17 protein-coding genes are annotated in these 18801 nt (G+C 66.6%); 12 read left to right on the forward strand and 5 right to left on the reverse strand.

Annotation, left to right across the window (positions count from 1 at the left end):
* Window positions 1-1173 carry an amino acid ABC transporter permease gene (locus tag N825_RS06460; protein WP_198038202.1) on the reverse strand — a complete coding sequence of 391 codons (1173 nt, stop codon included), beginning with the start codon at window positions 1171-1173 and terminating at the stop codon, window positions 1-3.
* A 185-nt stretch (window positions 1174-1358) separates the two neighbouring features.
* The gene (locus N825_RS06465) at window positions 1359-2384 is read right to left on the reverse strand and encodes an amino acid ABC transporter substrate-binding protein (protein ID WP_037448411.1); all 1026 of its coding nucleotides are present in this window, start codon (window positions 2382-2384) and stop codon (window positions 1359-1361) included.
* 344 nt (window positions 2385-2728) lie between these two features.
* Between N825_RS06465 and metC the strand changes: the two genes are divergently transcribed.
* Together metC and hisI are read left to right on the forward strand one after the other, a co-directional pair.
* On the forward strand, window positions 2729-3904 hold the full coding sequence (metC, locus tag N825_RS06470; protein ID WP_037448414.1) for a cystathionine beta-lyase: 1176 nt from the start codon (window positions 2729-2731) through the stop codon (window positions 3902-3904).
* Window positions 3901-4308 (forward strand): phosphoribosyl-AMP cyclohydrolase, encoded by a 408-nt coding sequence (gene hisI / locus N825_RS06475; RefSeq protein ID WP_037448417.1) that lies wholly within the window; start codon window positions 3901-3903, stop codon window positions 4306-4308. Before metC ends, hisI begins: the two co-directional genes overlap by 4 nt.
* A gap of 441 nt (window positions 4309-4749) precedes the next feature.
* Here the strand turns inward: hisI and N825_RS06480 are convergent, their stop codons facing one another.
* Entirely contained in the window at window positions 4750-4986 is a 237-nt protein-coding gene (locus N825_RS06480; RefSeq protein ID WP_037448420.1) for a hypothetical protein, read from the reverse strand.
* Between the two features lie 215 nt (window positions 4987-5201).
* On the opposite strand from N825_RS06480, the gene N825_RS06485 reads away from it, so the two are divergent.
* Entirely contained in the window at window positions 5202-5390 is a 189-nt protein-coding gene (locus tag N825_RS06485) for a hypothetical protein (protein ID WP_037448423.1), read from the forward strand.
* Window positions 5391-5848: 458 nt separating this feature from the next.
* Here the strand turns inward: N825_RS06485 and N825_RS06490 are convergent, their stop codons facing one another.
* A complete protein-coding gene (locus tag N825_RS06490; protein WP_037448426.1) occupies window positions 5849-8104 on the reverse strand; it encodes a helicase-related protein in 2256 nt (751 codons plus the stop codon).
* Window positions 8105-8586: 482 nt separating this feature from the next.
* Between N825_RS06490 and N825_RS06495 the strand changes: the two genes are divergently transcribed.
* A complete protein-coding gene (locus tag N825_RS06495; protein ID WP_037448429.1) occupies window positions 8587-9942 on the forward strand; it encodes a globin-coupled sensor protein in 1356 nt (451 codons plus the stop codon).
* 12 nt (window positions 9943-9954) lie between these two features.
* On the opposite strand, the gene N825_RS06500 is transcribed toward N825_RS06495, so the two are convergent.
* Window positions 9955-11124 carry a PQQ-dependent sugar dehydrogenase gene (locus tag N825_RS06500; RefSeq protein WP_037448431.1) on the reverse strand — a complete coding sequence of 390 codons (1170 nt, stop codon included), beginning with the start codon at window positions 11122-11124 and terminating at the stop codon, window positions 9955-9957.
* Window positions 11125-11306: 182 nt separating this feature from the next.
* Between N825_RS06500 and N825_RS06505 the strand changes: the two genes are divergently transcribed.
* The 8 genes from N825_RS06505 to N825_RS06540 all read left to right on the forward strand — a co-directional run bounded on the left by N825_RS06505 (window position 11307) and on the right by N825_RS06540 (window position 18714).
* A complete protein-coding gene (locus N825_RS06505; RefSeq protein WP_037448814.1) occupies window positions 11307-12122 on the forward strand; it encodes an IclR family transcriptional regulator in 816 nt (271 codons plus the stop codon).
* Window positions 12110-13102: a 2-dehydro-3-deoxygalactonokinase gene (locus N825_RS06510; protein ID WP_037448435.1), complete on the forward strand. Its 993-nt coding sequence runs from the start codon at window positions 12110-12112 to the stop codon at window positions 13100-13102. The genes N825_RS06505 and N825_RS06510 overlap by 13 nt, the downstream gene beginning before the upstream one ends.
* Complete coding sequence (locus N825_RS06515; RefSeq protein ID WP_037448438.1) at window positions 13095-13748, forward strand: 2-dehydro-3-deoxy-6-phosphogalactonate aldolase; 654 nt, start codon at window positions 13095-13097, stop codon at window positions 13746-13748. The genes N825_RS06510 and N825_RS06515 overlap by 8 nt, the downstream gene beginning before the upstream one ends.
* A gap of 76 nt (window positions 13749-13824) precedes the next feature.
* On the forward strand, window positions 13825-14793 hold the full coding sequence (locus N825_RS06520) for a Bug family tripartite tricarboxylate transporter substrate binding protein (RefSeq protein WP_037448441.1): 969 nt from the start codon (window positions 13825-13827) through the stop codon (window positions 14791-14793).
* A 90-nt stretch (window positions 14794-14883) separates the two neighbouring features.
* On the forward strand, window positions 14884-15390 hold the full coding sequence (locus N825_RS06525) for a tripartite tricarboxylate transporter TctB family protein (RefSeq protein ID WP_051511631.1): 507 nt from the start codon (window positions 14884-14886) through the stop codon (window positions 15388-15390).
* A gap of 36 nt (window positions 15391-15426) precedes the next feature.
* On the forward strand, window positions 15427-16956 hold the full coding sequence (locus N825_RS06530) for a tripartite tricarboxylate transporter permease (RefSeq protein ID WP_051511632.1): 1530 nt from the start codon (window positions 15427-15429) through the stop codon (window positions 16954-16956).
* Window positions 16953-17885, forward strand: a complete 933-nt coding sequence (locus N825_RS06535) for an SMP-30/gluconolactonase/LRE family protein (protein ID WP_051511633.1) — start codon at window positions 16953-16955, stop codon at window positions 17883-17885. The genes N825_RS06530 and N825_RS06535 overlap by 4 nt, the downstream gene beginning before the upstream one ends.
* A gap of 40 nt (window positions 17886-17925) precedes the next feature.
* On the forward strand, window positions 17926-18714 hold the full coding sequence (locus N825_RS06540) for an SDR family NAD(P)-dependent oxidoreductase (protein ID WP_037448444.1): 789 nt from the start codon (window positions 17926-17928) through the stop codon (window positions 18712-18714).
* Window positions 18715-18801: the final 87 nt, after the last annotated feature.

Consider the following 18801-nt stretch of genomic DNA (forward strand, 5'->3'; position numbering starts at 1 on the left):
TCAGCGCTCCACCAGGGCGATACGTTTGTTGTACCAGTTCATGAACAGCGAGATGCCGAGACTGATGGTCAGGTAGACCGCCATCATGATCGACACCGCCTCGATCGCCTGTCCCGTCTGGTTCAGCGTCGTGTTGGCGACGCTGACGAGGTCCGGATAGCCGATCGCTACGGCCAGCGAGCTGTTCTTGGTCAGGTTGAGGTATTGGCTGGTGGTCGGCGGCACGATGATGCGCAGCGCCTGCGGCAGCACGACCAGCCGGAGCACGGTGCCCCTGTGCAGGCCCAGCGCCGACGCGGCCTCCGTCTGGCCCCAGTTGACCGAGCGGATGCCGCTGCGGACGATCTCCGCGATGAAGCTGGCGGTGTAGACCACCAATCCCAGCAGAAGCGCCGCGAATTCCGGGCTGACGCTGGTGCCGCCGCGGAAGTTGAAGCCCTGCAGCGCTGGGATGTCGAGCGCCGTCGGGGCACCGCCCAGCAGCCAGGCCAGCAGCGGCAGGGCCACCAGGATGCCGATGGAGGCCAGCACGGTGTGGAACTGCTGGCCGGTCGCCTCCTGCCGCTTGCGGGCCCAGCGCGCCACGAACCATACGGCGACGACCGCGACCAGGAAGGCGACGCCGACCCAGACCCAGATGGGATCGTCACCCAGCGCCGGAACCCGCATGCCGCGGTTGCTGAGGAACACGCCGGGAAGCGGGTTCAGGGCCTCGCGCGGTCCCGGCAGGCTCTCGCCGATCACGGCGTACCAGAAGAACAGCTGGAGCAGCACGGGAATGTTGCGGATCACCTCGACATAGGCCGACGCGAGCTTGGCCACCAGGAAGTTGCTGGACAGCCGGGCGATGCCGATGATGGTGCCCAGGACGGTCGCCAGGATGATGCCCAGCACCGCGACCTTGATGGTGTTGAGGAACCCGACCAGCAAAGCCTGGCTGTAGCTGTTGGCCGGCGAATAGGCGATCATGGATTCGCCGATGGCGAAACTCGCCTCGCGGTCCAGGAACGAGAAGCCCGTCGCGATGTTCTGCCGCGCCAGGTTCTCCATCACGTTGCTGACCAGATACCAGCCGAGGAGTAGGACGCCGCCGAGAACCAGGATTTGGAAGAAGATGGCCCGTGCGGCCGGATCGTTGATCAGCGAACCCCGCGGCGCCTTGTTGGCCGGCATCCCGGAACTTCTGGTCGATGTTGCCAAGGTTCAATCCTTTTCCGGTTGGCCTTTTCCGGTCGGCCTATTCCGCTTGCCTTCTCCCGCTCGGATCGGGAGCCCGGCCCCGAAGGGAGCCGGAAACGCGGACGGAAATGCCGGCCCCGCCGGTGTGTCGCCACACCACGCGGCGGCCGGCGTTCCGGTTAGCGGATCGGCGGGGCGTACATCAGACCGCCGTTGGTCCAGAGGCCGTTCGGCCCGCGCTCCAGCTTCAGCGAGGTCTTGACGCCGACATTGCGCTCGAAGATCTCGCCGTAGTTGCCGACCAGCTTGACGATGTTGTAGGCCCACTTCTCGTCCAGTCCGAGCGCTTGGCCCATGCCCGGGTTGGAACCCAGCAGGCGCTGCACGGTCGGGTCCTGGCTCTTGACCATCTCGTCGACGTTGGCCGAGCTGATGCCCTTCTCCTCGGCCTCGATCGAGGCGTAGACGGCCCACTTGACGATGTCGAAGAACTCGTCGTCGCCATGGCGGACCGCCGGGCCGAGCGGCTCCTTGGAGATCAGCTCGGGCAGGATGATGTAGTCGTCCGGGTTGGCGGCCAGGGTGGAGCGGATCGACGCCATGCCCGAGGCGTCCGTGGTGTAGACGTCGCAGCGGCCGGCAAAGAACGCGGCGTTGACCTCGTCGAAGGACTCGATCACGACCGGGTTGAACTGCATGCCCTTGGCGCGGAAGTAGTCGGCGAGGTTCAGTTCGGTGGTGGTGCCGGGCTGCACGCAGACGGTGGCGCCGTTCAGTTCGGTGGCGCTTTTGACGCCGAGCGCCTTCGGCACCATGAAGCCCTGGCCGTCATAGAAGGTCGTGGGCGCGAAGTTGAGGCCCAGCGAGGTGTCGCGGGTCAAGGTCCAGGTCGTGTTGCGCGACAGGATGTCGATCTCGCCGGATTGCAGGGCGGTGAAGCGCTGCTGGGCCGAGAGCGGCGTGAATCGGACCGCCTTGGCATCGCCGAAGATGGCGGCCGCCACGGCGCGGCAGACGTCCACGTCCAGCCCCGTCCAGTTCCCCTGGCTGTCCGGGTTGGAGAAACCGGGCAGGCCGGTGTTGACGCCGCACTGAACGAAGCCCTTTTGCTTTACGGCGTTCAGCGTGGGTCCCGCGGAGGCCGCGCCGCCCCCGAACGCGATTGCCAGCGCTGTACCGATCGCGGCGATGATCTTGGTTTTCATTGGACCTACCCTGTTTTCTTTGAGCCTGCGTGGGGCGGCCAGACCGGTCCAGCCACCCGACCTAAGTTCTAGCAATGTTTGAGCCATATGGAATAGCATTTGATTGATGCTGCCCCCACAAAAGCGCATGACCCCGGTTGCGCCACGCCGCGGCGGCGGTTCGATCGATAGCGGAGACATCCGATGCCATGCTGGCGGCACTCCCGGACGGCGCATGTTCGATCGAGGTTGGCTGAAACCCATCGCGATGCCAGACTGCGCCTTCCTCCCGCCCCGCGCAAAGCCGGTCATGAGCCAAGACCGGCCGGCAGGGTCAAAATTGCCCATCTTCCAAGCAAGCAGCCATGAAAAACGCCAAACCAGACACCATCCTGACCCATGCCGGCTCCGATCCGCGAAGCAACCATGGGATCGTCAACCCGCCGGTCTATCACGCGTCGACGGTGCTGTTCCCGACGGTGGCGGCGATGAACGAAGCAGGCCATTCGTTCGATGGCGTCCGCTATGGCCGGATCGGGACGCCGACGTCCCAAGCGTTTGAATCGGCGGTGGCCGAGTTGGAGGGCGGCTTCAAGGCCGTCAGCGCTCCGTCGGGACTGGGAGCCATCACCACGGCGCTGCTGGCCTTCGTGTCGGCTGGCGACCACATCCTCGTGACCGACAGCATCTATGGCCCGAACCGGCTGTTCTGCTCCGACATGCTACGGCGGATGGGTGTCGAGGCGGAGTTCTACGATCCTCTGATCGGCGCCGGGATCGAACGGCTGATGCGGCCCAACACCCGCGTCGTCTTCCTGGAATCACCAGGCTCCCTGACCTTCGAGGTCCAGGACGTTCCGGCCATCGCGGCTGTCGCCAAGCGGGCTGGCGCCATCACGATGATCGACAACACCTGGGCGACGCCGCTGTTCTTCCGACCGTTCGACCATGGCGTCGACCTGTCGGTCCACGCCGCGACGAAATACATGGTCGGCCATTCCGACGCGATGCTGGGCGTCATCACCACCGGCTCGGAGGAGATATGGAAGCGGCTGAAGGCCAACGCGGTCCAGCTCGGCACCTGCGCCGGACCGGATGACCTCTATCTCGGCCTGCGCGGCTTGCGCACCATGGGAACCCGCCTGCGCCAGCACCAGGAGACTGGCCTGGCACTCGCGAGTTGGTTGAAGGACCGGCCCGAGGTCGCCCGCATCCTGCATCCGGCGCTGCCCGACGATCCGGGCCACGCGCTGTGGCGGCGCGACTTCACCGGCGCCAGCGGCTTGTTCGCGATGGAGCTGAAGCCTTATTCCGCCCAGGCGGTCGCGGCCTTCCTGGATGGCATGGAGCTGTTCGGCATGGGGTACAGCTGGGGTGGCTACGAGAGCCTGATCCTGCCGTTCCATCCGGAGAAGCTGAGGACGGCGACGCGCTGGAAATCGGACGGCCCAATGATCCGCCTGCACGCCGGTCTAGAGGATGTCGGCGATCTGATCGCGGACCTGGAGCGTGGGCTCGCCCGCCTGGCGGCGGCGTCGTGAGCGGCGTGACGGCGGGAGCCAGCCTGCTCGATCTGGTCAATTTCGACGCCAATGGGCTGGTCGCGGCGGTGGCGCAGCAGCACGATACCGGCGATGTCCTGATGCTGGCCTGGATGAACCGGGCCGCCTTGGAGGAGACACTGGCGACCGGCAGGGTCTGCTACTACTCCCGCTCGCGCGGCAAGCTGTGGCGCAAGGGCGAGACGTCGGGGCAGGTCCAGCACCTCAAGGAGCTTCGGGTGGACTGCGACGGCGACGCCGTGCTGGCGCTGGTCGACCAGACCGGCGTCGCGTGCCATACCGGCCGACGCAGCTGCTTCTACCGCGCGGCGCGCGACGGCGGGGTCGAAACCATCCTGCAAGTCGAGGCCGATCCCGAAAGCCTGTATGGATCAAAGGGCTAGAAGATTCCACGGGCTGGGGCGGCAGGCAAGTTAAGAGTCACGAAAGGATGATTAGGGATTCTTTTTTTGCAAAAGCCCAACTAGCCGCCGGATGTTTGATCTAGATCAAAGTGCCTTGGGCGGGCCTGCTATAGAAACGATCTTGTCTCTAACCCTCCCTGTAATCGCCTTCAAGCCAGAGGATCCTTCCGGAACCTCTGGCTCTTTTCTTTTCCGCCTCAAGTAAAACTCAAAAAAAGAGGTGACAGGCTAGCTGTCACCCGAGGCGAATGCGCGATGAGTAGAGGATGCGAACGGACCATCTCCACCATGGGCTCTCATCGCGGAGTTGGTCTTGTTCCGGTCGCAGGGGTAAATTAAACCCGCCATCCCTTTTCGGACACTGCGCACCCGGCGCGTCACAAGTTTGTCACCATTGACCAGCATTAGCCATGTCTCGCGTCATGGACGGCGGCGCAGGTGGCGAAGCAAGGCGGCGATCAACGCCAGCGGCACCACGACGACCGCCCCCACCAGCACATAGGGCAGCGCCCATTCCGCGACGCGGGTGAACAGGCCGACGACGGCTTGGATGGTGTCCCAGGTGTCGTTGAGGATGCCCATCGGATTGATGTCGAAGAAGGACAAGGCCAGTCCGACGATCAATGAGAGTGCGAGTATTCTGACGATCCAACTCATCGGGTCGAAAGGCTCCGTGATATGCGTGATTCAGGTGATCCGACGGACCAATCGCGCGTGGGATACGCGAAAATGCGCCATCGTTGGATGGAATAAGGGTGTGCCGGCTCCTGTTTAAAAGGGTTAGCCGGTGGATCGACCCGTCGATCGGGTGTTGTCCAAAGCGAATGGACCAAGCGGGTGGATCCAGCGAGCCGACACGAGTGGGGAGACGCATGGTGGTGGAACATGAGCATTGGGCGGTCGCCAACCTGCTGATCGGGCGCTACGGACGCTCGGCGGCGCTGCAGGCCGAGGCGCGGATAGAGGACGCGGACGCCCGCGGTGATCGGGAAGGCCGGGAGATCTGGCGCAGCGTGCTTGGAGCGCTGGCCAGGACGCGGGAGTGTCCAGAGCGGGTCTGATGACGCCCAAGCCATCCATTCATGTGCGCGCCACGGGATATGCGCGCCATGGTCGTCTCCCGCTCGATCGATGGTGGCGCGTTGAACTATCCGACATATCCTCCAACCAATTGCCTATGTCGAAAATATTAAGCCCACGAACTTCTTCCAGGGCGTTCTGTCTTCCTCTGCGCCTTGATTTTTCATCCCCAAAATCTGGGGATAACTCTGTGGACCGACAGGGCCGACCCCGCCGAAATCCTGCCCCTTCACGCCAATGCCTATTTTTTAAGCAGAAGTTCGTTTTCCCGATGTCAAGCAAAACATTGAGGTTTCACTTGGGATGAAACCAATGAAGAATCAGTATTCGTGTGCCGTTCCCACAACACCTTGAGAACATCCCCGAGCGCGGCGGAATATAGTTGACAGCCCTTGGGGAAGCCGCCCGCGGCCGTGGGGATGAAGCTCCAGGCCTGCCGTCACCGGCGCCGTGGACCGAAGCGCTGGCGTGGCGCGCCCCGAAAACCCGGCTTGGGTTTACCGGATGGTTTGGAGGGCGAGGACGGCTTGCGTTCACGCCGCGCGCCCGACGCCAGCATCTCGCCCAGGCGTCCTCCCAGCGAGGCGCGTCGCTCCCTCACCGCCTCGCGGTCTGGAAACAGATCCGGGAAGCGCCGGGCGGCCCAATGGTACAAGTCGCAGGCGCGCGACAGGTCTTCGAGCGCTTGATCATCCAAACCCTCGATCCGGCTCGGCACGACATGGCCGAGCGGCATCCGCCCACCCGATTCGACCGACTGGAGGATGGCGTGGAACAGTCGAAGTTCCGCCTCCTTGTCCAAGTCGGCTGGAATGAACAGCAGGCCCAGCTTGTCCTTGAACGCCAGGGTCCGCTCGTCGAGGATCGCCGCGAGTCGCTTCAAAGCGCCGAGATCGGCGATGGCGTAGGGCGATCCCGTGGTTTTGGCCGCCGCGAACCAAGCGACCAACGTCGCCATGGACGTCGTTCCGCTGTATTCGGAAAGCCGGGCCAGCATGGCGCGGTTGGGTCGGACGATCAGGGCCGCCTTGGCACCCAGCCGGGCATCCGGGCGCTCCATCAGCGTCCTCAGCGCCTGGGGGGTGTTGCGGGCGATCACGCCGAACTCACCGGCCTCGAACTGGCCGTAGCGCCCCGCCCGTCCGGCGATCTGGCGGATCTCGACCGGAGACAGGGGACGGACGGCGGTCCCGTCGAACTTCTCCAGCGCCGTGAACAGGACGCGGCGGACCGGCAGGTTCAGCCCCATGCCAATGGCGTCCGTCGCCACGACCACATCGGCCAGCCCGGACTGGAAGCGTTCGGCCTCGCGCCGGCGGACATCGGGCGCCAGCGCGCCATACAGGACGGCGGCGGTCAGCCCCTGGGCGTGGACCGCGTCGCGGATCAGGTGGACGTCGCGGCGTGAGAAGGCGATCAGGGCGTCGCCAGCCTCGACATCGGACCACTCCAGCCGCCGCGGGATCATGGTCAACGGCGCCTTGCGGTCCAGTTCGACGATCTCCAACGGTTCGCCCAGATGGGCCGCCACCCGCTCGACCAGCGGACGCGCCTCGGGCGCTCCCAGCAGATAGACGGTGTCGGCAGGCACGCCCATCAAGGCGGCGGTCCAGGCCCAGCCGCGATCGGGATCGGCCAGCATCTGGATCTCGTCGATCACCGCGACGTCGACCGGACGCTCCGGGTCGAGCATCTCGACGGTCGAGGCCATGTGCCGGGCGTCGGGCACCCGGATCTCCTCCTCGCCGGTCAGCAGGGTGGTCGGCGTGCCGGCCTTGTTCAACCGGTCCATCACCTCCAGCGCCAGCAGGCGCAAGGGCGCCAGATAAACCCCGCTCGACGCCTTCCCCAACGCCTCCAGCGCCCGGTGGGTCTTGCCGGAATTGGTCGGTCCCACCACCAGCACCAGCCGCCGTCCCATGCCACGTGCCACCGGGAACAGCCGCTCGAACCGTGAGAAATCGAAATGCCGGTCGATGAAGGCTCGCCCGCGCGCCTCGGCGCGGTCGCGGCGCCAAGTGTCGTATTCCCGGTCCCACCGGCGCAGGATCTCGTCGACATCGGTTTGGCCCCTGCCGGACCGGCCAAGCCGGGCGCACAGCGTCTCGAACGGCCAGCCGTCGTCATCACCACCACCGGCACCGGCATCCGCCGCGTAGCGCCACAGCCGCTCGGCCAGTCGCCCCGCGTCGGCGTGCAGGCGTTCGGCCAGCGCGCCATCGGCGATCAAGCGGTCGCGGAGCGCGTCGTCCTCGACTCCGAAGAACTCGTCGACGTCGATCTGGCGCGACACGGCGAACCGGATCGGCTCGGCCATGCCGGCCCACGGCAAGGCGTCGGTCATGACCAGCCGCACCCGGTCGCGGCCGTCGCCAGGATGGAGCGAGACATGCGACGCGGGGTCGAGCGCGCGCCTCGCGGCGGCCAGCAAGGCGTTGCGCCGCCTCGCGCGGTCGAGGTGGCCCTGGATCTCCCGGACGATGCTGTCGCGCCGCTCGATCGGAACCAGAAGATCGCGCTTGCCCTTGGGCAACGGCAGCCCCAGGGCGGTCAGTCCCTTCGACTCCGCCATCTCGACGCGCGCGATGCCAGCGTCGGCCAAGGTCACGCAGTCGGGATGGTGGCGGGCGATCTCGTGGATCGCGTGGGGGTCGTCGCCCTCCGGGTCGCTCGCGGCTTCCCTGTCGTCAGCCATCGAGGCACTCCGTTATCAGGACCAAGCCCTTGCCAGGAGCAGGAAGCCGGCCGCTGTCCGGGCCGGGAAATCCGGCCAAAGGTGAGGTTGAGCATCCCGCAAGGGCTGGGTCAAGCCATGGCGGGCGATGACACGAGGGAGAGGGTCGTCCGTGGAAAAGCCGGGCATTTCGAACGGAGGTGGCGTTTCCCGCCTCCCCCTCCTAAGCAAATCGATCAACTCGCGCCATGGCCTGTACGCGGAGCCGGTAATCGCCTGCCCGAAGCCTGTATCGGCATACCGGAAAGATTGTTTTCAGTTTTTGAAATCTTTTCATTAAGCCGAGGGCCAAATAAATCATGACAACCACAACTTGGTTTCCTACCACGTTTTAGGCCTAAAGATATGTCGAAATCACCCTTTCCCGCAGGCAAGATCCCCTTCTGCGAGTAGGGATTAACGCCTTAGCGTGGCGGTTTGACGAAAACGAGGAAGATTGAGAGATGAGTGAGGAAAGCGAAAACGACCAGTCACAACGCTTGGACTTCCTGGGAATCGACGTCAAGACGCGCGCGACGCTGAAAGAATTCGCCCCCGAGCTGAAAGAACTGCTGCCTCCGATATTGAAAGCTTTCTACAAGCACATACAAGGCTTCCCGGAGCTGCGCGGCATGTTCTCGAGCGAGGCCAGGATCGAACACGCGCGCTCGGCTCAGGAGGTCCATTGGCTGAACCTGTTCTCCGGCAATTTCGACGCGGCGTACTTCGCCTCCGTCAAGCGCATCGGGCTGACCCACAGCAGGATCGGCCTGGAGCCGCGCTGGTACATCGGCGGCTACGCCTTCACCATCAACCACTTGTATGACGCCGCGACCAAGCGGTTCAGCAACCGGTGGCGGCCGGAAGTCGCCCGGGCGAAGCTGTCCGATCTGTTGTCGGCGCTCAACAAGGCGGTCATGCTCGACATGGACCTGGCCATCTCGATCTATATCGAAGAGAACAAGGCCACCCACGACCGCCAGATGGAAAAGCTGGCCGAGAGCTTCCGCGGATCGGTCGTCGGCATCGTCGAGTCGGTAAGTGGTCAGGCCGACGATCTGGGAGCGACCTCCGAGACCATGTCGGCCGCCGCCGAGGAGACCAGCCGTCAGGCGATCGCCGTGGCGGCCGCCGCCGAACAGGCCAGCCAGAACGTCCAAACCGTCGCGGCGGCCGCGGAGGAACTGTCCAAGTCGATCCAGGAGATCACCCTGCAGGTCACCCGCTCGTCCGACACGTCGCGCCGCGCCGTCGCCGACGGCGAGAGGACCAGCCAGTTGCTGGCCACCCTGTCCACCGCGGCGGAGAGCATCGGGGCCGTGGTCAGCCTGATCAGCGACATCGCCAACCAGACCAACCTGCTGGCCCTGAACGCCACGATCGAGGCGGCCCGGGCCGGCGAGGCGGGCAAGGGCTTCGCCGTGGTCGCCAACGAGGTCAAGGCGCTGGCCACCCAGACGGCGCGCGCCACCGGCGACATCAAGGGGCAGGTCGACGAGATCCAGAACGCCACCCAGGGGGCGGTCGCCGCGATCCGCGGCGTTCTGGGCACCATCACCGACATGGACGAGATCTGCTCGCTGATCGCCGCCGCCGTCGAGGAACAGGCCGCCGCCACCCAGGAGATCGCCCGCAATGTCGAACAGGCGGCGTCCGGGACCCAGGAGGTGGCGACGAACATCGCGGGTGTGACCTCGGCGTCGTCCGAAACCAGCAGGTCCGTGCTGATCATCAAGGACGCGGCGGGCCAGCTCAGTGGCCAGTCCACCGCCCTTCAGCGGGAAGTCGGCAGCTTCCTGCGGTCCATCAGGGCGGCTTGACCGAGCGGCGCGTCATCCCTCGGCGGGATGGATCCGCAGGATCTCGCCATCCGATTCATCGGTCAGAAGGTACAGCGCGCCGTCGGGCCCCTGCTCGACGGCGCGAATCCTTTGCCCCAAATCGGACAGCATCCGCTCCTCGTGGACGACGCGGTCGCCATCCAACTCCAGCCGGACCAGTTCCTCGGTCGCCAAACCGCCGTTGAAGACGCTGCCCCGCCATGCCGGGAACGCCGTCCCGGTGTAGAACGCCATGCCGGAGGAACCGATCACCGGAGTCCAGTGATGAACCGGCTCCGCCATGCCTTCGGCGGTCTGCTTGCCGGTGCCGACCGGGGCTCCACTGTATTCGACGCCGTACGACACCACCGGCCAGCCATAGTTCTTGCCGGCTTCGGGGATGTTGATCTCGTCGCCGCCCTTGGGTCCATGCTCGTTAACCCATAGCGCGCCGGTCCGTGGATTGAGCGCCGCTCCCTGGATGTTGCGGTGGCCATAGGACCAGATCTCGGGCAAGGCGCCTTGCTGGTTCACGAATGGGTTGTCCTTGGGCACCGAACCGTCGGGGCGGATGCGGATCACCTTGCCCAGATGGGAGTTCAGGTCCTGCGCTTGGCCGCGGAACCGCTGCTCCGACCGCTCGCCCAGCCCGATGAACAGGAAACCTTGGTCGTCGAACACCAGCCGCGAGCCGAAATGCTTGGTGCTCGGCAGCTTCGGCTTCTGCGAGAAGATGACCTGGACTTCCGACAGCGCGTCGCCGGAATTGCTCAGGACGCCGCGCGCGACCGCGGTCGAGTTGCCGCCCTCCCCGGCCTCGGAGAAGCTCAGGTAGACCAGACGGTTCCGTTGGAATTGCGGATCGAGCGCCACGTCCAGCAAGCCGCCCTGTCCGCGGGCGTCCACGGCGGGTACCCCCGTGATTGGCTCCGACACCGTTCCGTCGGAGGATACCAGCCGCAGGTTGCCCCGCTTCTCCGTCACCAGCATGCCGCCGTCGGGCAGGAACGCCAGCCCCCAGGGGTTCGACAGGCCGTCGGCGACGGTGGTGACCTGGATCTCGGCCTTCTCCGTCTTGAAGCTGGTGTCGGCGGCGAACGCCGGCGCCACGCCGGTCAGCGCCGTGGTGGTCAAGGCGGTCCCCATGAGGGATGCCGCGAAGGATAGGGAAACCGCGCGCATATCGTCTCTCCCAGTGTCTTCGATCTGGATGCCTAGTTATGGCCGGATCACGGTTGAACAACCGTCACCTCCACACACTCGCAAAAAATGTCCCACTATGTGGACACATATGAATCTATTTGACACATTGCCATTTAGTTTCATAACATGATGACCAGGGTATGCGGGAACGGATCACCACGATGAAGGGCGACCACGCAGGTGCGCTGGATCAACCAGAGCCACCGGAACGGCACCAAGGAAACGGCACGCAGACGCTGCTGCGGGGCTTGGCCCTGCTCGAATGCGTCGCGGAAGGGATTGGCGATGTCAAAGGCATAGCCGCGCGGTTGGGAACGCCGCGCAGCACGACGCACCGGATGCTCAACAGCCTGGTCGCGGAACGGTATCTCCATCACGTGCCCTACAAGGGCTACCTGCTCGGACCCAAGCTGATCGAGCTTGGCATGCGGGCGCTGGAACACCGCCCCCTGGTAGCGATCGCCCGCCCCCATATCGAGGCGCTGGCCCAGCGGACCGGTGACACGGTCCATCTGGGCGTGATGGAGGACGCGGAGGTCTTCTACCTGGACAAGATCCCCGGCACCCGCGGGCTGGAGATGCGCTCGCGCGTCGGCCTCCGCATGCCGGTGGCGTCCACCGGGATTGGCAAGGGCCTGATGCTGGGGTTGCCGCGCGATCAGTGGCGCCGGTTGTACGACCGCGCGGCGGAGTTCAGCGCGCTGTCGCCCGACCGTCCGCCGCTGGCGCCCTGGCCGGAATTCGAACGGCGGCTGGCGAATTATGTCGAGCGCGACTGGTCGTTCGACCTCGAGGAGAACGAGATCGGCATCCGCTGCGTCGGCGCCCCCATCCGTGACGTGCGCGGCCAGGTGGTGGCGGCGATCAGCGTGGCGAGCGCCATCCACTACATGCCGGACGACCGCATGGCGGAGCTTGGCCCGATGGTGCGCGCCTGCGCCGACGCTATTTCAAAGGAACTGGGATGGAAACCCTGACGCCGCCGGGACGGCCCGGCGCCGCCCTGATCGCGCTGGACTGGGGCACCTCCAGCCTGCGCGGATACCTGATGGACGCGAAGGGCGACGTGCTGGACCAGCGCGCCAGCGCCCACGGCATCCAGAACCTGCCCGTTCCAGGGCCGGAGGGTTTCGAGCAGGCGTTCGCCGGGATCTGCGGCGACTGGCTGGCGCTCCACGGCAAGCTTCCCATCGTGGCCGGTGGCATGGTCGGCAGCGCGCAGGGTTGGGCGGAGGCGCCCTATGTCGGGTGTCCCGCCGACACCGCCACCCTGGCCGATAAGGCCATCGTGGTGGACAGCAGGCTCGGCGTCCGCGTGCTGATCGCCCCCGGCGTGCTGTTCGACCCGCCCGACGCCAACCCGGACGTGATCCGCGGCGAGGAGATCCAGATCGCCGGAGCCCTGGCCGATCACCCCTGGCTGGCCGAGCGCGCCTGCGTCGCCCTGCCCGGCACCCATTCCAAGTGGGTCCAGATCCAAGACGGCAGGATCACCCGCTTCGCCACCTACATGACCGGCGAGCTGTTCGCCGTGCTTTGCCGCAACTCCATCCTGGGCCGCCTGATGCCCGAGGCGCCCGCCGCCGACGCCGCCGAGGCCGACCAAGCCTTCGTGGCGGGGGTGCGACTGGCGCGGGAAGGCTTGCCCGGCGACCTGAGCCACCAGATCTTCGCCGCCCGCACGCTTGGATTGACCAAGCGCCTGCCGCCGGACGTGCTCAAGGACTACCTGTCCGGACTGCTGATCGGCGGCGAGCTGGTCTCCGGTCTGGCCCACATGCGCGACAGCATAGCCGCCGACACCCCCTTGCTGCTGATCGGCGACGGCGCGTTGTGCCGCCGCTACGTCAGGGCGTTGGAGACGATCGGCACCGTTCCCGCGGCCCAGTTGGAAAACACGGCGCCGCGCGGTCTCTTCCAGTTCGCCCAAAAGGCTGGAGTCCTCTCCCATGACTGACACCGACTTGAACTCCCGGCTCGACGCCGCCTTCGCCACGCTGCCGCTGGTCGCCATCCTGCGCGGGCTGACCCCGCCGGAGGCCGAACCCGCCGCCCAGGCGCTGTACGACCGCGGTTTCCGGCTGATCGAGGTGCCGCTCAACTCGCCCTCGCCATTCGACAGCATCGCCGCGATCCGCCGCCTGCTGCCCCGCGACGCGATCGTCGGGGCCGGCACGGTCATGACGACCGACCAGGTCGGCACGCTGGCGGGGATTGGCGCCGACATCGTGGTGATGCCGCACGCCGACACCGAGGTGATCCGCGCCGCCAAGGCCGCCGGCATGGCCTGCCTGCCCGGCGTCATGACGCCAACCGAGGCCTTCGCGGCGCTCAAGGCCGGGGCCGACGCGCTGAAGCTGTTCCCGGCCGAACTGATCAGCCCGCGTATCGTCAAGGCGATGCGGGCGGTGATGCCGCCGGCCACGCGCCTGCTGCCGGTCGGCGGCGTCACCCCCGACACCATGCGGGAATACCGCGCGGCCGGCGTCGCCGGCTTCGGGCTCGGCTCGGCGCTCTACACGCCCGGCATGCCGCTGTCCCAGCTGGTCGAACGGGCGGACCTGTTCGTCGCCGCCTGGGCGGCCCTGGGTTCGAAACCCTGACCAGTAAACCCCAACCCTTCCCTTCCACCCCTATCCCTGGCTCCAGGAATAAAAGTCCCAACGGGAGAGATTGCTTATGAGTGCGTATCGTTTCGTGACCCGAGTCTGCGCTGGCGCGCTGGTATCCGCCGGTCTCTGGGCTGGAGCCGCCCAAGCCGCCGAGTACCCGACCAAGCAGATCGAGCTGATCGTCCCCTATGCCGCCGGCGGCGGCACGGATCTGGTGGCCCGCGCCTTCGCGGACGCCGCCAACCGGCACCTGCCCAAGGCGATCGGCGTGGTCAACAAGACCGGTGGCGGCGGCGCCGTCGGGTTGAGCGAGATCATGGCCGCCCGGCCCGATGGCTACAAGATCGGCATGGGTACGGTCGAGATCACCATGCTGCCGCATCTGGGCGTCGCCCGCTTCTCGGTCGGCGACTTCACCCCGATCGCCCGGTTGAACGCCGAGCCCGCGGCGATCACGGTCAACGCGGACTCGCCGATCAAGACGATCGACGAGTTCCTGGCCAACGCCAAGGCCAATCCGGGCACCGTCCGCGTCGGCAACTCCGGCACCGGCGCCATCTGGCACCTGGCCGCCGAGGCGCTGGGCGAGCAGACCGGCATCAAGTTCAACCACATCCCCTATGACGGCGCCAACCCCGCCGTGACCGCCCTGCTCGGCGGCCACATCGAGGCCGTCGGTGTCAGCCCGGCGGAGGTGTTCTCCCAGGTCGCCGCCGGCAAGCTGCGCATCCTGGCCGTGATGGCGGACGAGCGGTCCAAGACCTTCCCCGACGTTCCGACCCTGAAGGAGAAGGGCATCGACGTCTCGATCGCGACGTGGCGCGGCATCGTCGTTCCCAAGCGGACCCCGGAGCCGATCGTGGCGGCACTGCGCGAGGCGTCCCGCGACGCCGCCAACGAGCAGTCGTTCAAGGACCAACTCGCCAAGATGAACCTGACCCACGCCTATGCCGACGGTCCGGAGTTCAAGGCCGTGATGGAGAAGGACGACGCCTTCTTCAAGACCCTGATGACCCAGGTCGGTCTCGCCAAGTAAGGCCATGACGGTCCAGGGGATGTGAGCCCAGGCGCCTCCTCCCCCGGACCGGACTCCCATATCGGCGGCGACCCCAGAGGAGAACCACCCATGAGCAACGCCCCCCTCCAGGGCGGCGATGCCGGCTTGCGTCCGCGCGACCGGCTCGCGACCCTGGTGATCTGCGCGCTCGTCATCGCGGTCGCCGTGGCCGCCATCGTGACGGCGCAGGACTTCCCCGCGACCATGCTGGCGACCGATGTCGGTCCCGCCCGCTTCCCGATCGTCTACGCCGTGGCGCTGATCGTCCTGTGCTGCATCCTGGCCATCCAGACGCTTCGCAAACCGATCGACGTCAGCGGTGATCCACCGGCCACTTCCCCCAGCCACGGCGCCGTGGCGATCGGCATGGCGGCGGCGGTCGCCTGTCTGGTCGCGATGACCCATGTCGGCTTCGCCCTCGCGACGCTGCCCTTCGTGGCCGGCGTGATGTGGCTGATGGGCCAGCGCAGTCCGATCTGGAACCCTGTCCTGGCCGTGGTCATCACCGGATTGATCCACGTGACCTTCTCCACCGCCCTGGGCGTGCCGTTGCCGGTCGGGAGCCTCTTCGAATGAGCCGAACCCCGTCATTCCGTCCGGCGGAGAGCCGACATGCATGAGATAGACCTGCTTCTCAACGGCGCCCGGACGCTGATCGACCAGCCGATGGCCCTGCTGCTGGCCCTGATCGGCGTGGCGCTGGGCATCGTCATCGGCGCCCTGCCCGGCCTGACGGCCACCATGGGTGTGGCGATCCTGCTGCCCTTCACCTTCGGCATGGACCCGCTGTCCGGCCTCCTGATGATCTCCGGCGTGTTCTTCGGCGGTATCTATGGCGGCTCGATCCCGGCGATCCTGCTGAAGATCCCCGGCACGCCCGCCGCGGCCGCCACCGCGATCGACGGTTACGAACTGACCAAGCAGGGCAAGGCCGGCATCGCGCTCGGCACCGCGACGCTGTCTTCGTTCCTGGGTGGTTTGCTCAGCGTGATCGTGCTGATCTTCATGGCGCGGATCCTGGCCGGCTTCGCGCTGGAGTTCAGCGCGTCGGAAAGCTTCGCGCTGGCCGTCTTCGGCCTGACCATCATCGCCAGCATCTCGGGCGCGTCGCCGATCAAGGGTCTGATCGCCGGCTTCGCTGGCCTGCTGCTCGCGACGGTCGGACTCGACCCGATGGGCGGTTTCCCGCGCTTCACGGCTGGCTACACCGAGCTGTTCACCGTTCCATTCATCCCGGTCATGATCGGCTTGTTCGCGGCGGCCGAGGCCTTCAAGTCGATGGAGGAGCCGGAGGTCCGCGGCGCCCTGAAGACGGCGCTGGGCCGCATCATCCCGCCCTGGAGCGCGTTTCGCGGCGTCATCGTGACGATCCTCCGCTCCAGCGGATTGGGCATCCTGATCGGCATCATCCCGGGCGCCGGAGCCGACATCGCGGCCTATGTCGCCTACAACGAGACCAAGCGCTTCAGCAAGGCGCCGCAGAACTTCGGCAAGGGCGAACTGTCGGCCGTGGCCGCCTGCGAGTCCGGAGCCAACGGCTGCACCGGCGGCGCGCTGCTGACCATGCTGACGCTGGGCATCCCCGGCGACGCCGTCACGGCGGTGATGCTGGGCGCCTTGACGCTGCAAGGCCTGCAACCCGGTCCGCTGCTGTTCCAGGACCACGCCGACCTGGTCTTCACCCTGTTCGCCGGCATGATCTTCTGCTACGTCGCGATGCTGTTCATGGGCTTCGCCTCGCTGCGCTTCATGGGCCGCATCCTGCAGATGCCAAAGTCGGTGCTGACCCCGGTCATCCTGGCGCTGTGCATCGTCGGCACCTACGCGATCAACAACAGCATGTTCGACATCGGCATCATGCTGGCGGCCGGCGTGGTCGGCTACTTCATGCAGAAGTGGGACTTCCCGGCATCGCCCGTCGTGCTGGCGCTGATCATGGGGCCGATGGCCGAGGCCAGCCTGCGGCGCGCGCTGTCGCTGTCCAACGGCAGCTACGACTTCCTCTACACCCGTCCGATCACCGTCGTCCTGCTGTCCGCCGCGGCGCTGTCGCTGCTGGTGCCGCTGCTGCGAGGCCTGCGGAAGTCCGGCGGCGGAACGGCCGAACCTCCCCTCAACGCCACTCCGGGACGAGGCCATTGAGCGCCACCAAGACGACCATCGGGCTCGACGCCATCATCGCCCCCGAGCTCCGCGACGGCACCGGCGAAAGCCCGGTCTGGGACGCTGACAGCGCTCAATGGACCTGGATCGACGTGCCGAGCGGCGGCATCCGGCGGTTCGATCCAAGCTCCGGCGTTCTCCGCCAATGGCGGGCGGCGGAACGGATCGGCAGCATGGTGCTGCGTCCCGACGGCGGCCCGGTGCTGAGCTGCGAGAGCGGCATCTTCGACGCCGAACTGCCGGACCAGGGAGGCGAGGCGTCGATGACCCGCCTCGTCGCGGTCAACCATCCCAAGGCCGGCATGCGCTTCAACGACGGTCGGTGCGACCGCCAGGGGCGGCTGTGGGTCTCGACCATGGTGATGGATATCGGCCTCGCCGACTCCTCGGGCCGGTGGTACCGCTATGGCCGGCGAAGCGGCCTCCAGGCCGGAGCCCCCGTCGCCGGCCTCGACGGCATGATCATCCCCAACGGCAGCGCCTTCAGCCCGGATGGCCGCACGCTCTACGCCTCCGACACCCACCGCGACGTCCGGATGGTCTGGGCCTGGGATTACGACCCGGAGACCGGCACGCCGCGCGACCGCCGCGTCTTCGTCGACATGCGGGACATGGCGGGGCGGCCCGATGGCGCCGCCATCGACACCGACGGCTGCTATTGGATCTGCTGCCTGGATGAGGGCGCCATCAAGCGCTTCACCCCCAACGGCGCGCTGGACCGCGTGATCCGCACGCCGATGCTGAAGCCCACCATGTGCGCCTTCGGCGGTCCCGACCTGCGGACGATGCTGGTGACCTCGCTGTGCCGCGGCACGCCCGGGGATCTGGCCGAGGACCCGCATGGTGGCCGCGTCCTGATGTTCGATCCGGGCGCCCAGGGCATCGCGGAACCCCGCCTCTCCGCCTGAACACACCCAGCCAAATTTTCCAAGCAAGAGGATGAATGCCATGTTCGAAGACCTCAAGGGCAAGCGCGTCCTGATCACCGGTTCGACCCAGGGGATCGGCCTGGCCGCCGTGGAGGCCTTCGCCCGCGCCGGCGCGAAGGTAGGTTTCAACGGCCGCAAGGCTCCGGCCGACCTCGACGCCACCCTGGCCCGGCTCAACGACCTGGCCCAAGGTGCCGGCGGCGAGGTCGCGTTCTTCCCCGCCGACGTCTCGACCAGCGCCGCCTGCGCCAACTTGGTCTCGGCCTTCGTCGGGAAGTTCGGTGGCGTCGACGTGCTGATCAACAACGCCGGCGGTCTGGTCGGCCGCAAGCCGCTGGACGAGATCGACGACGCGTTCTTCGACGCCGTGACCGACCTCAACGCCCGCTCCGCCCTGATGGTGACCAAGCACGCCCTGCCCCACCTGAAGGCCTCGGCCCAGGCGAGCGGAACCACCGCGTCGGTGATCCTGGTCGGCTCCGTCGCCGGCTATCTCGGCGGCGGCCCCGGCGCCGGCTTGTACGGCGCGTCCAAGGCGTGGCTGCACAACATCCAGAAGAATTGGGTCTCGTTCCACACCAAGGACGGCATCCGCTTCAACACCGTGTCGCCCGGCACCTTCGACACGGCCTTCCACGCCGAGAAGGACGACGCGACCAAGGCGAAGATCTCGCTGGGCATCCCGATGAACCGCTTCGGCCGCCCCGAGGAATGCGCCCCCACCTTCCTGTTCTTCGCCTCGCACGCCTGCAGCGGCTACATCACCGGCCAGATCCTGGACATCAACGGCGGCCAATACATGCCGTGAGACCCGGTGTCGTAAGGTGAGGGGGAGAGGCGGGAAGCGAGTCCGCCTCTCCCGAGCCAGTGGCATTTTAAAGGAATTTTCTCGACA

This window comes from Skermanella stibiiresistens SB22, from assembly GCF_000576635.1.
Classification (GTDB): Bacteria; Pseudomonadota; Alphaproteobacteria; order Azospirillales; family Azospirillaceae; genus Skermanella; species Skermanella stibiiresistens.

Excerpts from the sequence above, each read along its gene's own strand:
- N825_RS06480 (WP_037448420.1), bottom strand. The coding sequence starts at position 4,986 with ATGAGTTGGATCGTCAGAATACTCGCACTCTCATTGATCGTCGGACTG.
- N825_RS06515 (WP_037448438.1), top strand. The coding sequence starts at position 13,095 with ATGACTGACACCGACTTGAACTCCCGGCTCGACGCCGCCTTCGCCACG.
- N825_RS06485 (WP_037448423.1), top strand. The coding sequence starts at position 5,202 with ATGGTGGTGGAACATGAGCATTGGGCGGTCGCCAACCTGCTGATCGGG.
- N825_RS06540 (WP_037448444.1), top strand. The coding sequence starts at position 17,926 with ATGTTCGAAGACCTCAAGGGCAAGCGCGTCCTGATCACCGGTTCGACC.
- N825_RS06500 (WP_037448431.1), bottom strand. The coding sequence starts at position 11,124 with ATGCGCGCGGTTTCCCTATCCTTCGCGGCATCCCTCATGGGGACCGCC.
- N825_RS06495 (WP_037448429.1), top strand. The coding sequence starts at position 8,587 with ATGAGTGAGGAAAGCGAAAACGACCAGTCACAACGCTTGGACTTCCTG.
- N825_RS06510 (WP_037448435.1), top strand. The coding sequence starts at position 12,110 with ATGGAAACCCTGACGCCGCCGGGACGGCCCGGCGCCGCCCTGATCGCG.
- metC (WP_037448414.1), top strand. The coding sequence starts at position 2,729 with ATGAAAAACGCCAAACCAGACACCATCCTGACCCATGCCGGCTCCGAT.
- N825_RS06465 (WP_037448411.1), bottom strand. The coding sequence starts at position 2,384 with ATGAAAACCAAGATCATCGCCGCGATCGGTACAGCGCTGGCAATCGCG.
- N825_RS06460 (WP_198038202.1), bottom strand. The coding sequence starts at position 1,173 with ATGCCGGCCAACAAGGCGCCGCGGGGTTCGCTGATCAACGATCCGGCC.
- N825_RS06490 (WP_037448426.1), bottom strand. The coding sequence starts at position 8,104 with ATGGCTGACGACAGGGAAGCCGCGAGCGACCCGGAGGGCGACGACCCC.
- N825_RS06525 (WP_051511631.1), top strand. The coding sequence starts at position 14,884 with ATGAGCAACGCCCCCCTCCAGGGCGGCGATGCCGGCTTGCGTCCGCGC.
- N825_RS06530 (WP_051511632.1), top strand. The coding sequence starts at position 15,427 with ATGCATGAGATAGACCTGCTTCTCAACGGCGCCCGGACGCTGATCGAC.
- N825_RS06505 (WP_037448814.1), top strand. The coding sequence starts at position 11,307 with ATGAAGGGCGACCACGCAGGTGCGCTGGATCAACCAGAGCCACCGGAA.
- N825_RS06520 (WP_037448441.1), top strand. The coding sequence starts at position 13,825 with ATGAGTGCGTATCGTTTCGTGACCCGAGTCTGCGCTGGCGCGCTGGTA.